Origin of the sequence: Lacticaseibacillus saniviri JCM 17471 = DSM 24301, assembly GCF_001311785.1 — a bacterium.
Classification (GTDB): domain Bacteria; phylum Bacillota; class Bacilli; order Lactobacillales; family Lactobacillaceae; genus Lacticaseibacillus; species Lacticaseibacillus saniviri.
The window spans coordinates 1-15,305 of record NZ_BBBX01000002.1 but is presented as its reverse complement, the minus strand read 5'-3'; the positions used below and the strand labels follow the sequence as shown (position 1 = coordinate 15,305).

At 49.4% G+C, this 15,305-nt stretch carries 13 protein-coding genes and 6 pseudogenes; 8 read left to right on the top strand and 11 right to left on the bottom strand.

Features of this window, described 5'->3' with window-relative positions:
- Window positions 1-308: 308 nt before the first annotated feature.
- The 3 genes and pseudogenes from JCM17471_RS01710 to JCM17471_RS01700 form a co-directional block, all read right to left on the bottom strand.
- Complete coding sequence (locus JCM17471_RS01710; protein WP_054776571.1) at window positions 309-1,073, bottom strand: ABC transporter permease; 765 nt, start codon at window positions 1,071-1,073, stop codon at window positions 309-311.
- A pseudogene (locus JCM17471_RS01705) lies at window positions 1,070-1,968 on the bottom strand (ABC transporter ATP-binding protein). The gene JCM17471_RS01710 and the pseudogene JCM17471_RS01705 overlap by 4 nt, the downstream one beginning before the upstream one ends.
- Complete coding sequence (locus tag JCM17471_RS01700) at window positions 1,965-2,177, bottom strand: PLDc N-terminal domain-containing protein (RefSeq protein WP_054776570.1); 213 nt, start codon at window positions 2,175-2,177, stop codon at window positions 1,965-1,967. The pseudogene JCM17471_RS01705 and the gene JCM17471_RS01700 overlap by 4 nt, the downstream one beginning before the upstream one ends.
- 161 nt (window positions 2,178-2,338) lie before the next feature.
- Between JCM17471_RS01700 and JCM17471_RS01695 the strand changes: the two are divergent.
- From JCM17471_RS01695 to JCM17471_RS01680, 4 genes and pseudogenes are all read left to right on the top strand, one after another.
- Window positions 2,339-3,132, top strand: a pseudogene (locus tag JCM17471_RS01695) (Cof-type HAD-IIB family hydrolase).
- Between the two features lie 15 nt (window positions 3,133-3,147).
- Window positions 3,148-3,960 carry a Cof-type HAD-IIB family hydrolase gene (locus JCM17471_RS01690; protein ID WP_054776569.1) on the top strand — a complete coding sequence of 271 codons (813 nt, stop codon included), beginning with the start codon at window positions 3,148-3,150 and terminating at the stop codon, window positions 3,958-3,960.
- A 397-nt stretch (window positions 3,961-4,357) separates the two neighbouring features.
- Entirely contained in the window at window positions 4,358-4,717 is a 360-nt protein-coding gene (locus JCM17471_RS01685) for a hypothetical protein (protein ID WP_054776568.1), read from the top strand.
- The gene (locus tag JCM17471_RS01680) at window positions 4,714-5,964 is read left to right on the top strand and encodes a RodZ family helix-turn-helix domain-containing protein (protein ID WP_054776567.1); all 1,251 of its coding nucleotides are present in this window, start codon (window positions 4,714-4,716) and stop codon (window positions 5,962-5,964) included. Before JCM17471_RS01685 ends, JCM17471_RS01680 begins: the two co-directional genes overlap by 4 nt.
- Before the next feature lie 110 nt (window positions 5,965-6,074).
- Here JCM17471_RS01680 and JCM17471_RS01675 read toward each other — a convergent pair.
- Window positions 6,075-8,602: pseudogene (locus tag JCM17471_RS01675) on the bottom strand (excinuclease ABC subunit UvrA).
- Between the two features lie 94 nt (window positions 8,603-8,696).
- Window positions 8,697-9,565: pseudogene (locus tag JCM17471_RS01670) on the bottom strand (diacylglycerol/lipid kinase family protein); the annotation flags it as partial.
- A 137-nt stretch (window positions 9,566-9,702) separates the two neighbouring features.
- On the opposite strand from JCM17471_RS01670, the pseudogene JCM17471_RS01665 reads away from it, so the two are divergent.
- Both JCM17471_RS01665 and JCM17471_RS01660 read left to right on the top strand, forming a co-directional pair.
- A pseudogene (locus tag JCM17471_RS01665) lies at window positions 9,703-10,409 on the top strand (AzlC family ABC transporter permease).
- On the top strand, window positions 10,396-10,728 hold the full coding sequence (locus JCM17471_RS01660; RefSeq protein WP_054776566.1) for an AzlD domain-containing protein: 333 nt from the start codon (window positions 10,396-10,398) through the stop codon (window positions 10,726-10,728). Before JCM17471_RS01665 ends, JCM17471_RS01660 begins: the two are co-directional and overlap by 14 nt.
- 89 nt (window positions 10,729-10,817) lie before the next feature.
- Here JCM17471_RS01660 and JCM17471_RS13815 read toward each other — a convergent pair whose 3' ends face one another.
- The 3 genes and pseudogenes from JCM17471_RS13815 to JCM17471_RS01650 form a co-directional block, all read right to left on the bottom strand.
- Entirely contained in the window at window positions 10,818-10,982 is a 165-nt protein-coding gene (locus JCM17471_RS13815; protein WP_156321547.1) for a hypothetical protein, read from the bottom strand.
- Window positions 10,983-11,089: 107 nt separating this feature from the next.
- Window positions 11,090-11,377 (bottom strand): iron chaperone, encoded by a 288-nt coding sequence (locus JCM17471_RS01655; protein WP_202813379.1) that lies wholly within the window; start codon window positions 11,375-11,377, stop codon window positions 11,090-11,092.
- Window positions 11,378-11,578: 201 nt separating this feature from the next.
- Window positions 11,579-12,302 (bottom strand): annotated as a pseudogene (locus tag JCM17471_RS01650) (SDR family oxidoreductase).
- A 100-nt stretch (window positions 12,303-12,402) separates the two neighbouring features.
- Here JCM17471_RS01650 and JCM17471_RS01645 point away from each other — a divergent pair.
- Window positions 12,403-12,765, top strand: a complete 363-nt coding sequence (locus JCM17471_RS01645; protein ID WP_054776565.1) for a winged helix-turn-helix transcriptional regulator — start codon at window positions 12,403-12,405, stop codon at window positions 12,763-12,765.
- Window positions 12,766-12,786: 21 nt separating this feature from the next.
- Window positions 12,787-13,176: a tautomerase family protein gene (locus JCM17471_RS01640; protein WP_054776564.1), complete on the top strand. Its 390-nt coding sequence runs from the start codon at window positions 12,787-12,789 to the stop codon at window positions 13,174-13,176.
- Window positions 13,177-13,262: 86 nt separating this feature from the next.
- On the opposite strand, the gene JCM17471_RS14835 is transcribed toward JCM17471_RS01640, so the two are convergent.
- The 3 genes from JCM17471_RS14835 to JCM17471_RS01625 all read right to left on the bottom strand — a co-directional run bounded on the left by JCM17471_RS14835 (window position 13,263) and on the right by JCM17471_RS01625 (window position 15,224).
- A complete protein-coding gene (locus JCM17471_RS14835; RefSeq protein ID WP_225354079.1) occupies window positions 13,263-14,018 on the bottom strand; it encodes a L,D-transpeptidase in 756 nt (251 codons plus the stop codon).
- A gap of 98 nt (window positions 14,019-14,116) precedes the next feature.
- Complete coding sequence (locus JCM17471_RS01630; protein ID WP_054776563.1) at window positions 14,117-14,650, bottom strand: P-loop NTPase family protein; 534 nt, start codon at window positions 14,648-14,650, stop codon at window positions 14,117-14,119.
- Complete coding sequence (locus tag JCM17471_RS01625; protein ID WP_054776562.1) at window positions 14,640-15,224, bottom strand: TMEM175 family protein; 585 nt, start codon at window positions 15,222-15,224, stop codon at window positions 14,640-14,642. The genes JCM17471_RS01630 and JCM17471_RS01625 overlap by 11 nt, the downstream gene beginning before the upstream one ends.
- Window positions 15,225-15,305: the final 81 nt, after the last annotated feature.

Below are 15,305 nucleotides of genomic sequence, written 5' to 3'. Positions count from 1 at the left end.
ATGTTTGTCCTGTTCGCCCGTCACTTTCACGCGCGCACCCCATGACTGGAGCCACGCCATGAGCACCCCAAAAATCGCGGTGACGACGATGGCCATCACTGATGGATGATGCTGGTCTAAGGCGAGCCAGGCCATAATCAGACTGTATACCGGCAAAATTACGGCTTCAAACCGTGACACTTTTTCAAAACGAAACAGGTTGCGCGTAAAGAAGAAAATTCCCAAGATCAATAAGAGCATACCGCCCATGATGATGCCCTCCATTCTATAAACAAATGGATTCTGAACGTTTAACCTGCCCTTGTCAACTAGAGCTTACGCTGGTTCAACAACCAGACACTGAGCCCCAATAGCATCACCGCGCCGCCAACACTGAGCCATAAAGCCGGTGCCAAGTGCTGCAGCGTCTCGCTGCCCTTGGTCAGTGTCACATTATCACTGATTAGGCTGATCGGATTGAATCGCTGTGCATCTTTCCAGAAGTTGATGAGGTACAAGGCCGCAACCACAATGATGGTGGCCAGTAAGCCACTATAACTGTTGGCAGAAAGACTAGAACCACACACAATGACCGCAATGAAGAAGAAGCCAAAAATCAATACGGGCACAATACCCTGCCACAGATGTGGGGAATGATTGTCCGGGAAATAATACCAGGTATAGCCAAATGTCACAGCAAATGCGAGCAGAATGGCCAGCACCCATTGCAGATAGGCCACGACAAACTTGGCCAGCACCACGGCATAGCGTGGTAAGCCTTTGGTCACCAGATTAACCAGGGTGCCATGTGCCAATTCCTGACTAACGGTGCCACCAAACAGAATGGCCACGATATAGATGCCCATCTGCGTGATATTCTTGTAAAACTGCGTCCATGAATCCACCGAGGTCGGCTTGGGTAAGGTGATTGCCATCTGATTGCCCAACGTTGCCTTGAGCAGTTCCGGCGTCAATTTGGCGAATAACGGACTGAGAATCCCAAAAATCAAGAAAACGATGAGCAGAATCAATACCCGCCGTGTCCGCCATGTTTCGAGCCATTCTTTTTGGATAAATACCGCGGTTGCTCTCATGCAATCACCTCCAAAAAGATGTCTTCAAGACTCGGTTCGCTGCGATCCATCGCCACCGGCACCAACTGATTGGCTAAGAGCTGTGATAGCACCGCATTGGCTGTTTCTGTGTAGTCATCGTGATAGGTCACAACGACCCGTTGCGCATTTTGTTTACCCTGAATTAAAGTCGCTGCTTGTTTTGCCTGTGCTTCCGTTTCAAAGCTTAGGACGATTTGGTTCACCGCATACTGGGCCTTAATCGCAGCCAATGTGTCGTTCACCTGCAGCTGACCGTGGTGCAGAATCCCCACGCGGTCGGCCACTCGCTCCACATCGGCCAGGATATGGGTCGAAAAATAATGGTGGTCTGCGTTTTGAGACTCGCGAGCAGGGTTAAAAATTCGCTGCGGCCAGCGGGGTCAAGCGCAGATGTCGGCTCATCACAGATCAAGAGCTTGGGACGATTCAATAGCGCCTGCGCGATGCCGAGACGCTGCTTCATACCACGTGAGAACCCCCGAATGCGATGTTTATTGTTCGGTAAGCCAACCAACGATAACATTTCCGGAATGCGCGTTTTCAATTCATCTGGTGCCATCGCGGTGAGGCGCCCACAAAAGCGCAGATACTCCGCGGCCGTCATGTAGTTATAGTACTCAGGCACGTCAGGCAGATAGCCCACCGCCTGATTCGTGGCGGTCTCACCATAATGGACGGGTTGCCCAAAAAGATTGATTGTCCCCGCATCGATGGTATCCAATCCCAGAATCAGCTTCATCGTCGTTGTTTTACCCGCGCCATTCTCACCCACAAAGCCAAAGATGGCCCCTTCTGGCACCGTAAAACTGAGATCATGCAGCACTTGCTTATCCCCGAAGTGCTTATTCACGTGATTCACTTCGAGCACGTTCATGCTTCTGACTCCCGACCAAAGGCAAAGTAAATAATGGGGCCGATAATCTGTAATAAGACAACGATGAGCACCCACATGATGCGGTTACCGAAGCGATAGTGCGGATGTCGCAGCACATGGATAAGTGCCGTCAACATCAGCCCCACTTCCAGAATAATCAGTGGGATGAAAAATGGTAAATTATCAGTAAAGAATTGACTGTTGTTCACGATGGAACCTCCTTTAATTGTTTCGCACGACTCAGATAATATGTAATGAATTCAGTATAGCGCATTGCCACATACTTTAATGCTTTTAAGATTATGTGAATCCGCTAACAATTAAGCGCATTCATGCTATACTGGAAATACGACATTTCAGGAGGACAATCATGATCAAACTCTTTGCAACCGATATGGATGGTACTTTTTTAAAGGCCGATAAAACTTATGACGCCGAGCGTTTCGCCCAACTCCATCAACAAATGCTGGATCGCAATATTCAGTTTGTGGTGGCCAGTGGCAATCAATACTTTCAGCTGCGCTCATTTTTGAAGCCTACCCCGATGTGATTTTTGTGGCCGAAAATGGCGCCTATATCCGCGATACTGAGCACATCTACAACGTGGAAAGTTTCGACGACACCACCGTCAACGAAATGCTCACTGAATTGCAGGATATCCCAGACATTCAGATTCTCGCGTGTGGCCAAGAGAGTGCTTATACACTGAACACAACGGACCCAGCTCACGTTGAAGAGGCGCGCCACTACTATCATCACCTAGCTGTCATCGATAACTATGCCCAAATGGATGATAATATTTTGAAGTTTGCCATCACCTGCCCAGTACCGCAGACACAGGCCTTAATTAAAGACTTCACAGACCGTTTTGCTGGGCGTGCTGTGCCTACCAGCAGCGGTCACGGCGATATCGATTTGATTCAACCTGGCATCAACAAGGCATACGGTCTCACCCATTTGGGCCAGCGGCTAGGCATCTCACTCGATGACATGGCCGCCTTTGGTGACGGTGGCAACGATATCGAGATGTTGCAGGCAGTGGGAACCGGTGTGGCCATGGCCAACGCGCAACCAGACGTCTTAGCGGTGGCGAATCACGTCACGGGCAATAACGAAGACCAAGGTGTCCTCCAATTCATCGCTAATGAATTGGCTCGGCGCTAATCGCGGAGGTCGCAGATGATTAAACTCATTGCCATCGATATCGACGACACACTGCTCAGCTCCAAACACGACCTATTGCCAACCACCATCGATGCCATTCAGGCTGCGCTCGCCCAACGGATCAAAATTGTGTTGTGTACTGGCCGACCCTTAGCTGGGGTCACTCCTTTCTTGAAAACACTGGGTATTCAAGGCGATGATCAATTCGCGATTACCTATAACGGCGCCGTGATTGAATCCGTCGCGGGACACATCATCGCCAAACGCCTCATCGACAATGCAGCCTATCGCGCTATGACCTCGTTTGGCCGGACCCACCAGATTCCATTCAATATTGTGGCGCCGGACAGTGCCATCTATACCGCTGATCACGATGTGAATGCCTTTATCGTCATGCAAGCGGCCGAAAATAGCGCTGGCCTCTTCATCCGCCAGCCGGATGAACTCGCATCTGACTTTGCCATCGCCAAAGGCTCATTTGTCGGTGATGCCACCATGCTCGATCAGGTGGCGCCGATGGTCACGGCGGCCTTTTCACCACAACTGGCCGTCATTCGTACCGCACCCAATTTTCTTGAGGTGGTACATCCAGAAGTCAATAAAGGCGCAGCTTTGCAGCAACTGGCTGAACACTTACAACTCACACCACAGGAAATTATGGCCGTGGGTGATGAACGCAACGATATCCCAATGTTTGATTTTGCCGGTACCGCTATTGCGATGGGCAACGGTAACGCCATCGCCAAGCAACACGCGGATGCGGTCACCGATACCAATGATAACGACGGCTTGGCAAAGGCCATCCGTCAATATGCGTTGAGAGCGTGAGCTAATACGGTTTGGCTGTGAGCACTAACGAGGGCGAGTCTCTATTGCAGCTTTATGCAATAAAGGGCTCGTCTTGTTAGGCGGAACAGGCAGTATTAGCGAACGCGTTTATGCTGTGACAAGAGACGGTTAGAACACGAGGATTAGCAAGATCTTTGGCAGAACCCGGTTTGTGAATTCAACAAAGATGAACTAACCGAAGTGTTTTGTCTCTTGGAACGCGATTTGGCTGTGAGCACTATCAATCCATCAAAGTCATCACCCGAAAATAGGATGGTGACTTTTTTATTCTCATAAAATAACAAACGTTTTCTTTTTTATGACTAGACAGCTCAAAAATCTTCCTGTATAGTTCATCACGTAAATCGTAATGATTACTATTTAAGGAGGAGTTAAGGTGAAAGTCTCTCATTTCGTTTTGTCGTTATTAGCTGCCACAACCCTATCGAGCAGCAGCATCAGTTTGGTGACACCACCGCCAATAGTGTTTGCTGCCACTGCACAAATTAACCCCGTGTCAGCTGGTGCTAGCAGTTTTTCCGGTACTGGTCAGCCCAATACCAAAACCACCGTCGCCTATCTGTCCTCGGTATCAGGCATTAAGTCACGCTTCACTGTGATAACTGATGATAAGGGTCAGTGGCACGTCAACGTAGCTGATGAACCGAATATTTTACGGCACCTATCAGCGCCGGCGACACCATCACTGTTGGTGACACCACCGTCACCGTTGAGGCCGCTAGCAAGTCCGAGGTGAAAGAGTCTAGCTCTTCACCCACCCCACAACCAAACCCAGCAGAGCCCGCATCGAATCTCGAACTGGCGATTGCTAACGCCAGTCCTGACACCAGCACAATTACCGGTAAGGCCAAACCAGACCAGCGATTAACCGTCATCTATAACGGGCCTGGTAAAGACAGCAACGTTCAATACAAATTATCAACCACAACGACAGCCGATAAGAACGGTGACTGGTCGTTGCCAGTTGCTCAGTGGACTGCGTTGACTTCCGATTTCATCGGCCTGGGTGACGGTGGCAATATCATTATCTTCAGTCGCGATGATGCTGTTGCAACGCAAGTGAACCATCCGCTAAAAGATGAGAAGAAAACTTTTACCGTGAACCCCGTCGCTCCCTACCCAGCACAGTCGACGATCACGGGCACGGCCGCCCCAAATCAAAAACTGACAATTTATTATCAGCAACAAGTCGGTAAAAACTTGGTTTATGATGTCACTGCGGATAATACCGGCCATTGGTCACTGGATATGGATCAGCAAGATGACGATGAGACGATCTCTTTTCGCTCGGGTGACCACTTCATCGTTGTTAATTCGGCGACACAATCCTACATCACGGGGACAGTGGCGCAAAACAGCCCAACCGTTTCGCCCGCAAGCGATTCACAGACGACTAGTCAACCAGACACAACAACACCCAAAACGATTGTCGTCCCACCCGTTAACAATCACCCTGTAGTCACTCACACCCCAATTCCGCAAGTAACCAGTCCATCACAATCGGCAAGTACCACGCCTTCGCAGGTCCAACCAGCAGCCACCAAATCACTTGAAGCGGGCACCGTTATCATTAATTATGTGAATCACTACGGTGTCGCGGTCTGGAACTCACCTAACCCTGATCAGCGTGTTACCGGTCAACTGTTACCGAGCGGAACCGCTTGGCATTACTCCGACAGACAGACCGATGTTGCTGGCAACACGTGGTATCACGTCGGTCGTGATCAATGGCTTTCCGCCCGCTACACGCTCAAAGTCACACCTGTAACAACGGAAACAGTTGGGGAAGTGCAATACGTCCCAGGTTACGGCATTGCGGTATGGCAATCACCACTTGGATACAATTTCATTCCGGGCAAAAAGCTCATCCATGGTAGCAAATGGCGAGTATTCGCTGAGGTCACGCAAACAGATGGTTCCCACTGGTACAATCTCGGCGGTCAACAGTGGGTGTCGTCACAATATTTTAAGTTGAAACCTTAATCCCAAATTACATAAGGGGCGCTCTTACCCTTGAACAAAATAAGAGGCTGTGACAGATTCCTTTCGGATTGTCACAGCCTCTTATTATTAGGTACCAAATCTAAGTAGGTTTAATCATCTAAGTGGAAATGTTCGCGCTGTTCATGCAAGTACTGACCGGTCAGACTCTTTTCTTGTGCCACCTGTGCCGGCGTCCCTGAAGCGATGATTTGACCACCACGATCACCACCGCTTGGACCCATATCGATCACGTAATCCGCATTCTCAATCAAATCCAAGTCATGTTCAATCGCCAACACGGTACCACCCTGCTCGATTAAGGTCTGCAAGACATGGAGTAAGACCTGCACATCGAGCGGATGGAGACCAATGGATGGTTCATCAAAGACAAACAGCGTGCCTTTTTGCGACTTATTGATGTACTTCGATAACCGGAGCCGTTGGGACTCACCACCAGATAGCGTCACGGTACTTTCACCGAGTGGGATGTAGCCCAAGCCCATCTCATCCAGCACCTTGAGTGTGGCTTCAATCTTTGGCACATCCGCAAAAACCGGAATCGCAGCCGTGACCGCGAGTTTCAATAGATCAGCGATGTTCTTGCCGTGCCACCGAATCTGTAATACCTCGGGATTGTACCGCTCACCATTACAGGTTGGGCAAACTTGTTGCATATCCGGCAGATACTGGATATCCAGATTGATTTCACCAGTCCCATTACAGGTCGGGCATGCCCCCTGTTTGAGGTTATAGGAGAAATAGCGCTTATCAAACCCGCGCGCCTGACTTTCGGGCAATGCGGCAAACAAATCGCGCAATTCATCCAGCACATTGGTGTAGGTTGCCAGTGTGGAGCGAATATTCTTACCGATTGGCGTGGCATCAATGGCGTAGACGTGCTTGATTTTTTGTTATCGATATGGTCAACGAATGCCGGTGGCGTCTTGGGGGATTCGAGTGCTGGAATCAGTGCATCAAACACCAGTGTCGATTTGCCGGCACCTGAGAAACCACTGACCACAGTGAAGCGATTCACCGGAAAACTGGTCTCGAGGTGATCGATATTGTGATAGTGTTCAATTCCGATATCAATCCGCCCCGCCTTAAATAAATCATCAGCCGCTGCCAGTGGGCGCTGAATCAGCTGTGCACTCCCGGTGATGAATGGCGCCATCCGCGACTGTGGGTCGGCCAAAATATCATCGACGCTGCCCTGTGCGATCACTTGACCACCCAATTCACCGGAATCCGGACCGATTTCAATCACGTGATCCGCGGCCGAGATGATGGCTGGATCGTGATCGACCACCACAACCGAATTGCCCTGTTCCACTAAGTTCTTCATGATGGTGATGAGCCCCTGCACATTGGCCGCATGCAACCCAATCGAGGGTTCATCCAAAACATACAGGACACCCGTTGTCTCGGTGCGCAGTGTGCGGCTCAGCTGAATGCGCTGCAGTTCACCCGTGGATAAGGTGTTACCTGCGCGACTCAGGGTCAAATAATCCAGCCCCAAGTTCATCAGCGGTTGTAGCAAGCCCTCGAGCTCTGTCAATAATTTATCGCCCAATGCCTGCATATTATCGGGTAACCACGCCCGAATCGCTGGAATGAATTGCTGCAATTGCACTAATTCCAGATCGGAAACTTCAGCGATATTCTTATCGACCAAAAGTTGTGTTAACAACTTGGGGTTGAAGCGACTCCCGTGGCAGGTTGGACATTCACTGAATGTGTAGAACTTGTCCAAGCGCTTGATGGTGCGCACGTTGTCGGTATTGTTCAGCGTATCCTCAATCGCGTTGTAGGCATTCTCGTAGACCGCATGATCCATGTGGAAGACCTTCCCAGTACGCGTTGGAATATTGATTTCATATTCCTTACGCTCGCCGTGCAGCACGAAGGCCTGCGCTGAGGCCGACAATTCTTCATACGGGGTATCGATATCGACCCCAGCAGCTTCGACCACAAACGGAATGAAACTGCGACCAGGCACCTTCCAAGAGGCCACGGCGCCTTCTCGAATCGTCAACTTGGGATTGGGAATCAACTTGCGCGAATCGATTTGGCGGGTCACCCCGGTCCCATCACAGGTGGGACATGCGCCATACGCATTGAACGCAAAATCTTCCGCCGAGTAGGCCATGAAGGTGACGCCACATGTGGGACACACAATTTCACCCATGCCGCTCTGACCATCGTTGGGCAAATCCATGGCTTGCGCAATCGCGAGTGTCGGTGGCACCTGATGCCCATTGGGACAGCGGGGCGAACCCAACCGTGAAAAAATGAGGCGCACGATGTTCAGTGCTTCGGTGACTGTACCGACTGTCGATCGCACATCGGGGACGCTGGGACGCTGCTTGAGCGCAATCGCACTGGGGATGTGCTTAATGCTCGTCGCGTCGGTCGGCTTGGCCTGCGATAAGCGTCGTCTGGTGTATGTCGATAGTGAACTTACATAGCGCCGCATCCCCTCGGAATACAGCACCCCCATCGCTAGTGACGATTTCCCCGAACCACTCTTGCCGGTAATCGCCACCAGCTGGTTCAGCGGCACATTAACATCGATATTCTTCAGATTATTGACTTTGGCGCCAATAATTTCTATTTGTGTTGGACGATTCTGTGACATCTTAATCCACCCTTCTTGATACGAAAAAAGCGACCACCTCTATGGTATCGCTTTTTGGATTATCGCGCAGACGGTTCGTCTCTCTTAATCTTTTTGGTGCCAAGACGCGAATATGGTCACTGATTACTTTCATTTCAAGTGGTAAGTGCGTGCTGGGATCCCCGTCAATTCGAGTGCGCAATTTTTGTTGGCCGTCACAGTGAGTTCAGTCGCTGTAAAATACGTCATGCCGGGAAATTTCGAGAATTTACCGCTCAAGAAATACGGCAGCGCGCGCAACGAATGCCAAATCGATAACTTGGGTGCCACAAACACATGAAATTTGCCGTCATCCGGTTTTGCCTGTGGCGCAAAATTCGTGAAGCCGCCCACCGAATTCGTCATCGTCACCAGCATTAACTGAGTATCTTTTGTCCACTGATGTTGGGGACTCTCGAGCTGCAGTTGCCAGTGTTGATGTTGCGCCAACACCTTTGCTCCTCGTGCCAAAAAAGCCAGTGGGCCAAAGCGCTGTTTCTCCTTTTGCGTCACCGATACGGCGACATTGGCTAACACGCCGAGCGTCATAGTACTGATCATATAGTGATCGTTCACCTGCCCGACATCGATTGGTCGCGCGCTCGCCGTTAAAATATTGCGAATCGCTAAATCAGGCAGCGGTGGAATCTGTAACACGCGCGCCAAATTATTCACAGTTCCCTGGGGAATAATCCCCAAAATAGGTGGTGTCTCTCGTGGCACTAATCCCGCCACCACCTCGCTGATTGTGCCATCGCCGCCGACAGCGACAACAATGGCGCTTTCAGCGTGCCGTGCGAGTTGTGTCGCATCACCGGCTGATTTGGTGGGCGCTAATTCAGCCGTACCACCGTGGCTCACTACCGCAGACTGTAACCGTTTAGCTGCCCACTCGCCTGTATTGTGGCCAGCGTGTGGATTATAGATAATTGTCATTGTCGTCATCTTAATCATCCTCACCTTCCTGGCGCCTGCCTGTCTCCCTCTAACATACTGCAATGGCGATCATTTTTCGACATTTGCGTCCTTGCAGCGCATTAAGTTACACTGAAAGGTAAAATTTTTCTGGGAGAGGTGACACCATGGACGATAGTTTAACCACGCGATCCGCAATCAAAGAAACGCTGCCCACCGTATTCGGGTATCTCGGTATTGGCATCGCATTTGGCGTCATTGGCCGCGCGTCTGGCTTTAGTACTTGGCAAATTGTATTGATGTCCCTGATTATCTATGCTGGCTCCTCGCAATTCACTACGGTCAGCTTACTAGCGGCCGCAACGCCTGTATCATCGATTATTTTAGCCACCTTCTTGGTCAACTCGCGCATGATTCTGATGAGCACCACGTTAGCGCCCTACTTCAAGCGTGAATCCACGGCGAAGAATCTTTTGTTAGGCACCTTGCTGACTGATGAGAGTTTCGCATTAGGGATGAACAAGCTCAACTACACCGAGGGCAAGTTATCCTTCACCTGGTTTAACACCGCCAATTGGATCGCCTACCTTACGTGGGCCGGTGCTAGCGCGATTGGATCGCTGCTCGGTGGTATTGTCGGTGACCCCAAACAACTAGGCTTAGACTTTGCCATCGTCGCGATGTTTATGGGCTTGCTCTATCTACAACTCATTACCGATCGCTCATTACCACGGTCACTGCAACTCCTTGTTGTTGGTATCACACTCATTTTGACTTATCTCGGCATGATTTTTTGCCCAGCAATCTCGTGATTATCGTGGTCACATTAATCGGTTGTGGACTGGGGGTGTGGCTCAAGCATGCCTTCTTCTAACGTCGTGTTACTCACCATCGCCGGCTGTGGCTTGGTTACCTGGCTGTCACGTATCCTGCCACTCGTGCTCCTCAAACACTTCACCTTACCCAAGCCTGTAATTGAATACCTCGCCTTCGTTCCGATTGTCATCATGGCCACTCTGTGGTTCAGCAGTCTCTTCACCGCCAATCCGGGCCATCTGCCACAGCTCAATCTCGATTACGCGCTCGCTTCATTGCCCACCGTGGTTGCGGCCGTCATCTCCAAAAGTCTGCTCGTGATTGTGGCGGTCGGGATTATTTCCTTAGCTGGCTTACGTATCCTCGGCATCGCCTAATTAACAGCATTAAAAAAAGCACTTGTGTCGTCACTGACACAAGTGCTTTTCAATGTCCGAACAAAATAGCCTAATCGCGTTCCAATGTCTTACAAGGTGCTTCGAAACCCAACAGAAACCGCAATGGCGAGAATCAAGATAACAATCAACGCCACCGGTGCGACCTGACCGATAACCGCCATTATCAGTAGCCCAATCGTCAGTATCCACAATATCACCATAAAAATACCCAACACTCGTCTTGATTGTGTCATGTTTTCTTCTCCGTGCGTTATCGCCAGAAAGTCGTGATATCCTGCTTGTCTTCAATGTTGAACGCGATTAACTCCGCTAACAATTCATGTGACCATTCCTGATCCCACTACATCTGAAAAAGACGCTTGCTACTCTTGTAGCCCGCTTGCGTAATGGTATCGCGATACAAATCGAGTGTCTTATCTTCAACCGCAATCGAAATATGGTTCGTTGCGGCACTGAACCCGATAATAAAGGTGCCGTGATCCGTTAACATCGGCTGATTCCACGCAATCCGCAGCAAAAGTGTTGGAAACCGATCTAGCGCCCATTGAATCAATGCCGCCAACTTTTGCACATGCGCTGGGTCATCAATACTGGTCATGAATTCATCTAACGTGTTGTACTTTGCCATCGTCCACGCCTGCCTTCTCAGTGATTTAGTTTCATTGTAATCGAATTCGCCAAGTGGGTCATGTTTGCGGGTTTCACGTGAAACATTATTTTGAACAATGCGGGTGTGCGCGATTAATAATGATGGAAAAACAAAGAAGGTTGTGTCGAAACGGTATCCGTTTTGACACAATCTTCTGATTATATTCCGGAACAATAAGGATTAAGCGTCTTGCCGTGTTGCCGCGATGTCGACTTCGCGGATGTTGCGTTTGTGGCATATCAAACATAAACTTCACGGTTTCGGCCACATGCTTAGGATCGAGGGTTAATCCCCCCATTGATTCCTTCCAGGCATTATAATCGGTCAATGCGGATTCACTGGTGACATGCGTCAACAATTCAGTTTCGGCAGCACCCGGTGCAATCAACATCACCCGCACGTTTTTACCGGCATTTTCTTCACGAATCGTTTCGGATAAGCCGTGGACACCATACTTTGAAGCCACATAAGCGGCATGATTAACGAATGTCTTTTGCCGGCCAATGATGACACGTTGAGAATCGTACCGTGTTCGTGTTCACGCATCTCGTTTAAAACGATTTGTGTGCCATTCAGCACGCCCATCACATTGGTGTCGAGCATGGTTTGCCATTCACGTGGGTCTTGATTCTGCACGTTACCGAGCAACATCACACCGGCATTGTTGATGAGTAATTCTGTCGGGCCATAAACAGCTTCGGCCTTGCGCACAGCTGCTTCGAATTGATCGTAATCAGTCACGTCGACAGCTTCAGCCATGGCGTGATCGAAGTCAGCGGCTAACGCATTTAGCTTTTCAATTCGGCGTCCTAAGAGTAACATAGGGTAACCATCTGCATTAAAATTTTGCGATTTCGGCACCGAAGCCAGAACTCGCACCAGTAATAACAACAAGTTTTTTCATTGTGGTGCCTCCTGATTTGATTGATGTTGTTATTATATGAGGCGTTGATAATCAAAACAAGTACGCACTTTGATGTAACCACCAACCAGAAAGGATATTTATGCAAAAACTAACTGCGGCAACACCGCGTTATCTCAACGAATTTGACGCCACGATGCAAATGATTCAAGGCAAGTGGAAAATCATGATTCTCTATGAACTCGCAGAGACAGGATCACGTCGCTTCGCTGATCTGCAACACCACATTCAAGATGTCTCCCACAAAACACTCACCAGTCAGTTGCGGGAACTCGAACACGACGGCCTCATTGATCGCCATGATTTCAAAACCGCCCAACCACACGTTGAATATCGTTTGACCGATAAAGGTGAATCGCTCATTCCCGTGTTGGATGCCATCTGTGACTGGGGCGATACGCACGTCGACACCGAACTCGTCGCTCGTTCCCTCTGTGATGAATAACCGCAATAAGGAGAGATAACAATGCCATTAATGCGAATTGATATGTACAAAGGTCGCTCTGAGGAGACCATCAAACAGATTCTCGATATTTCTTACCGCGTCATGCTAGAAGCGTTCGGTGCTCCTGAAGGTGACCGCTACCAGGTCGTTTCCCGGCATGAGCCCTTTGAGATGCAAGTGCTCGATACCGGTTTGGGCATTGAACGTACGGATCAAGTGTTGATTTTCAGTCTGACCACCCGCCCCCGAACAACCGAACAGAAGGAAACCTTCTATCAAAATCTGGTGACCGAACTGCATCAACAACTCGGCATCCGTCCCGAAGATGTTGTCATCAACCTCACCGTTAATAGCGATGAGGATTGGAGCTTTGGTAACGGCCGTGCCCAATTTTTGACTGGCGAATTATAAGAAGTGAGCGGCTAGTTTGCCCGCAATCAAAAATGGTCCTGTGATAAATCCGATTGGATTTATCACAGGACCATTTTTAACGCTAACTAAGCAATCACGACCACCATACCGGTGCGCGCATTGTTCATAATCCACTGTGCATCAGGCGCGGTTAACCGAATGCAACCATGTGAAGCAGGGGTGCCCAGCTTCTTAGCTTCACTTTGGATGTATTGGCCCTGGCCATTAATGACAACGGAATGGAACAGGTATTCACCGTGATTCAGCCACGACGTCCAGTAGCGGGCGCCAACACCCACTGAGGCGTTGAAGAAACTAGCGCCGCGTTCCGCTTGCATATGGAACGTCCCACGTGGGGTCGCATTATGCATGCCAGTTGAAGCATACATGGTATACAGCGTTTGATTTTTCTTATTACGCACATAAACGCGCTGATTAGCGATTGACACTGAGAAGTAATCACCAGCTTGTAGCTTAGGATATGGCTTATTCTCAGACGGCTTCATCCAGTTAATGGCCGGCGTTGCTGGTGCAATGTACCGCGCCTCTGCCCATTGGTTGCCGCCTAAGTTGTAATACTTTTTACCGCTGAAATTCTTGTATCCCTTGACTTGCCATTTGCTAGCATTGGCCAACTTACGCAAATAAGTCGGTTTCCCCTGAGCATTGAAACTGCTCAAGTTGATGCCATATCCTGGCACATAATTCACTTGCCCCACAAATTTTTGCGTCACCATTCCCGCGGTGACAGGTGTTGCCGCATGAACCGGTGTTGCTGACCACACTGGTGTGAGCAACAAGGCTGCAGCGATGCCCAAACAGAACTTTTTCCAAACCTTCATCAAAAATCCCTCCAACTATATATTTCTCTTTTATTATACCCGATTTTCTTTATTAAAAATATCGTTGCAAATAAAAAAGCACATCGAATGTGCTTTTTTTAATTTAAATTGTGTGTGAGTGCAGCTAATACCGCATCTCGAGAGACTTGATCGCGAACAATAATCAGCTTATTGGTCATCTTCAACCGCTGCAAAACGGGCTGTAATCGGCGCCGTTCTTTGGTGGGGTAATGCCAGACAAAACGCATAAACTCGAGATAATCTCGGTCAAATTGCTCATGAAATTGTGGCGGCATTTCTGGGCGTGTCTGTCGATCGCGGCGAAATCGCATTGAACGTCGCACCACACGCCAGATGGCATGCGGCCGCGAAATTTGAAACCAAACCACAATGTCACTATGCTGGAACCGCGTCTCAATCGTATCGTAGTAATTGCCATCAATCACCCAACTCGCATGTATATCGATAAAATCCTGCTGTTGCTGGATAAACTGCTGGCGCGCCTGAGCACTGTAATCCAGACGATGCCACAAGGTATCCAAGGACATCAGCGGCAAATCAGTCGCCGCGGCTAATTGACGTGCAAACGTGGATTTGCCCGCACCCGGACTGCCGATGAGACTAATCTTCATCGTGCGGCTCCCGTTTGGCCTTCGTGGGATCATATCCATATCTAATGGGACTGAGTAAGAGCCACAGCGTCAACATACCAACAATCAGCACACCCGTTAATGGCACAAAACGGGCCATCACCAGTGCAAACGCCATGATGTAATAGATCCAGCGCGAATAACGATCAATCAAACTGATTTGGGGATTCTTTTGGAATAGGACATCTTCCATCAGCGTATATGCCAGCGACCACAGCGACCAAACAATCACATAAAACATCTCTGGTTGCCATCGCTCTGGATATTCGGATAGCCATGATGTCGCAAATGGCGCCACTGAGAGGACCAGCAGCCAGAAGGTGTTCGCCCAGTAGAACGCGTGCGTCAAATTAGTCGCGTGTTTCAGCAGATTATGGTGGTTATACCAGACCGCCATCAATTGTGTGAACGTGACAATGTAGACAATATAACTGCGCCAATTAACAAACAGTGCACTAAATGTATACCCGTGTGGCCGCGGAATTTCCAACACTAGTAGCGTGACCACAATTGCAATAATCGCATCCGTAAATGCCTCAAGTCTGCCCTTGTTCATTCTCTCACCCCTAACTCCTCATTTCAGCTATCATCTTACCCATTTATCCAACTAATGCACAAAAAAAGAGCCGCAACCATG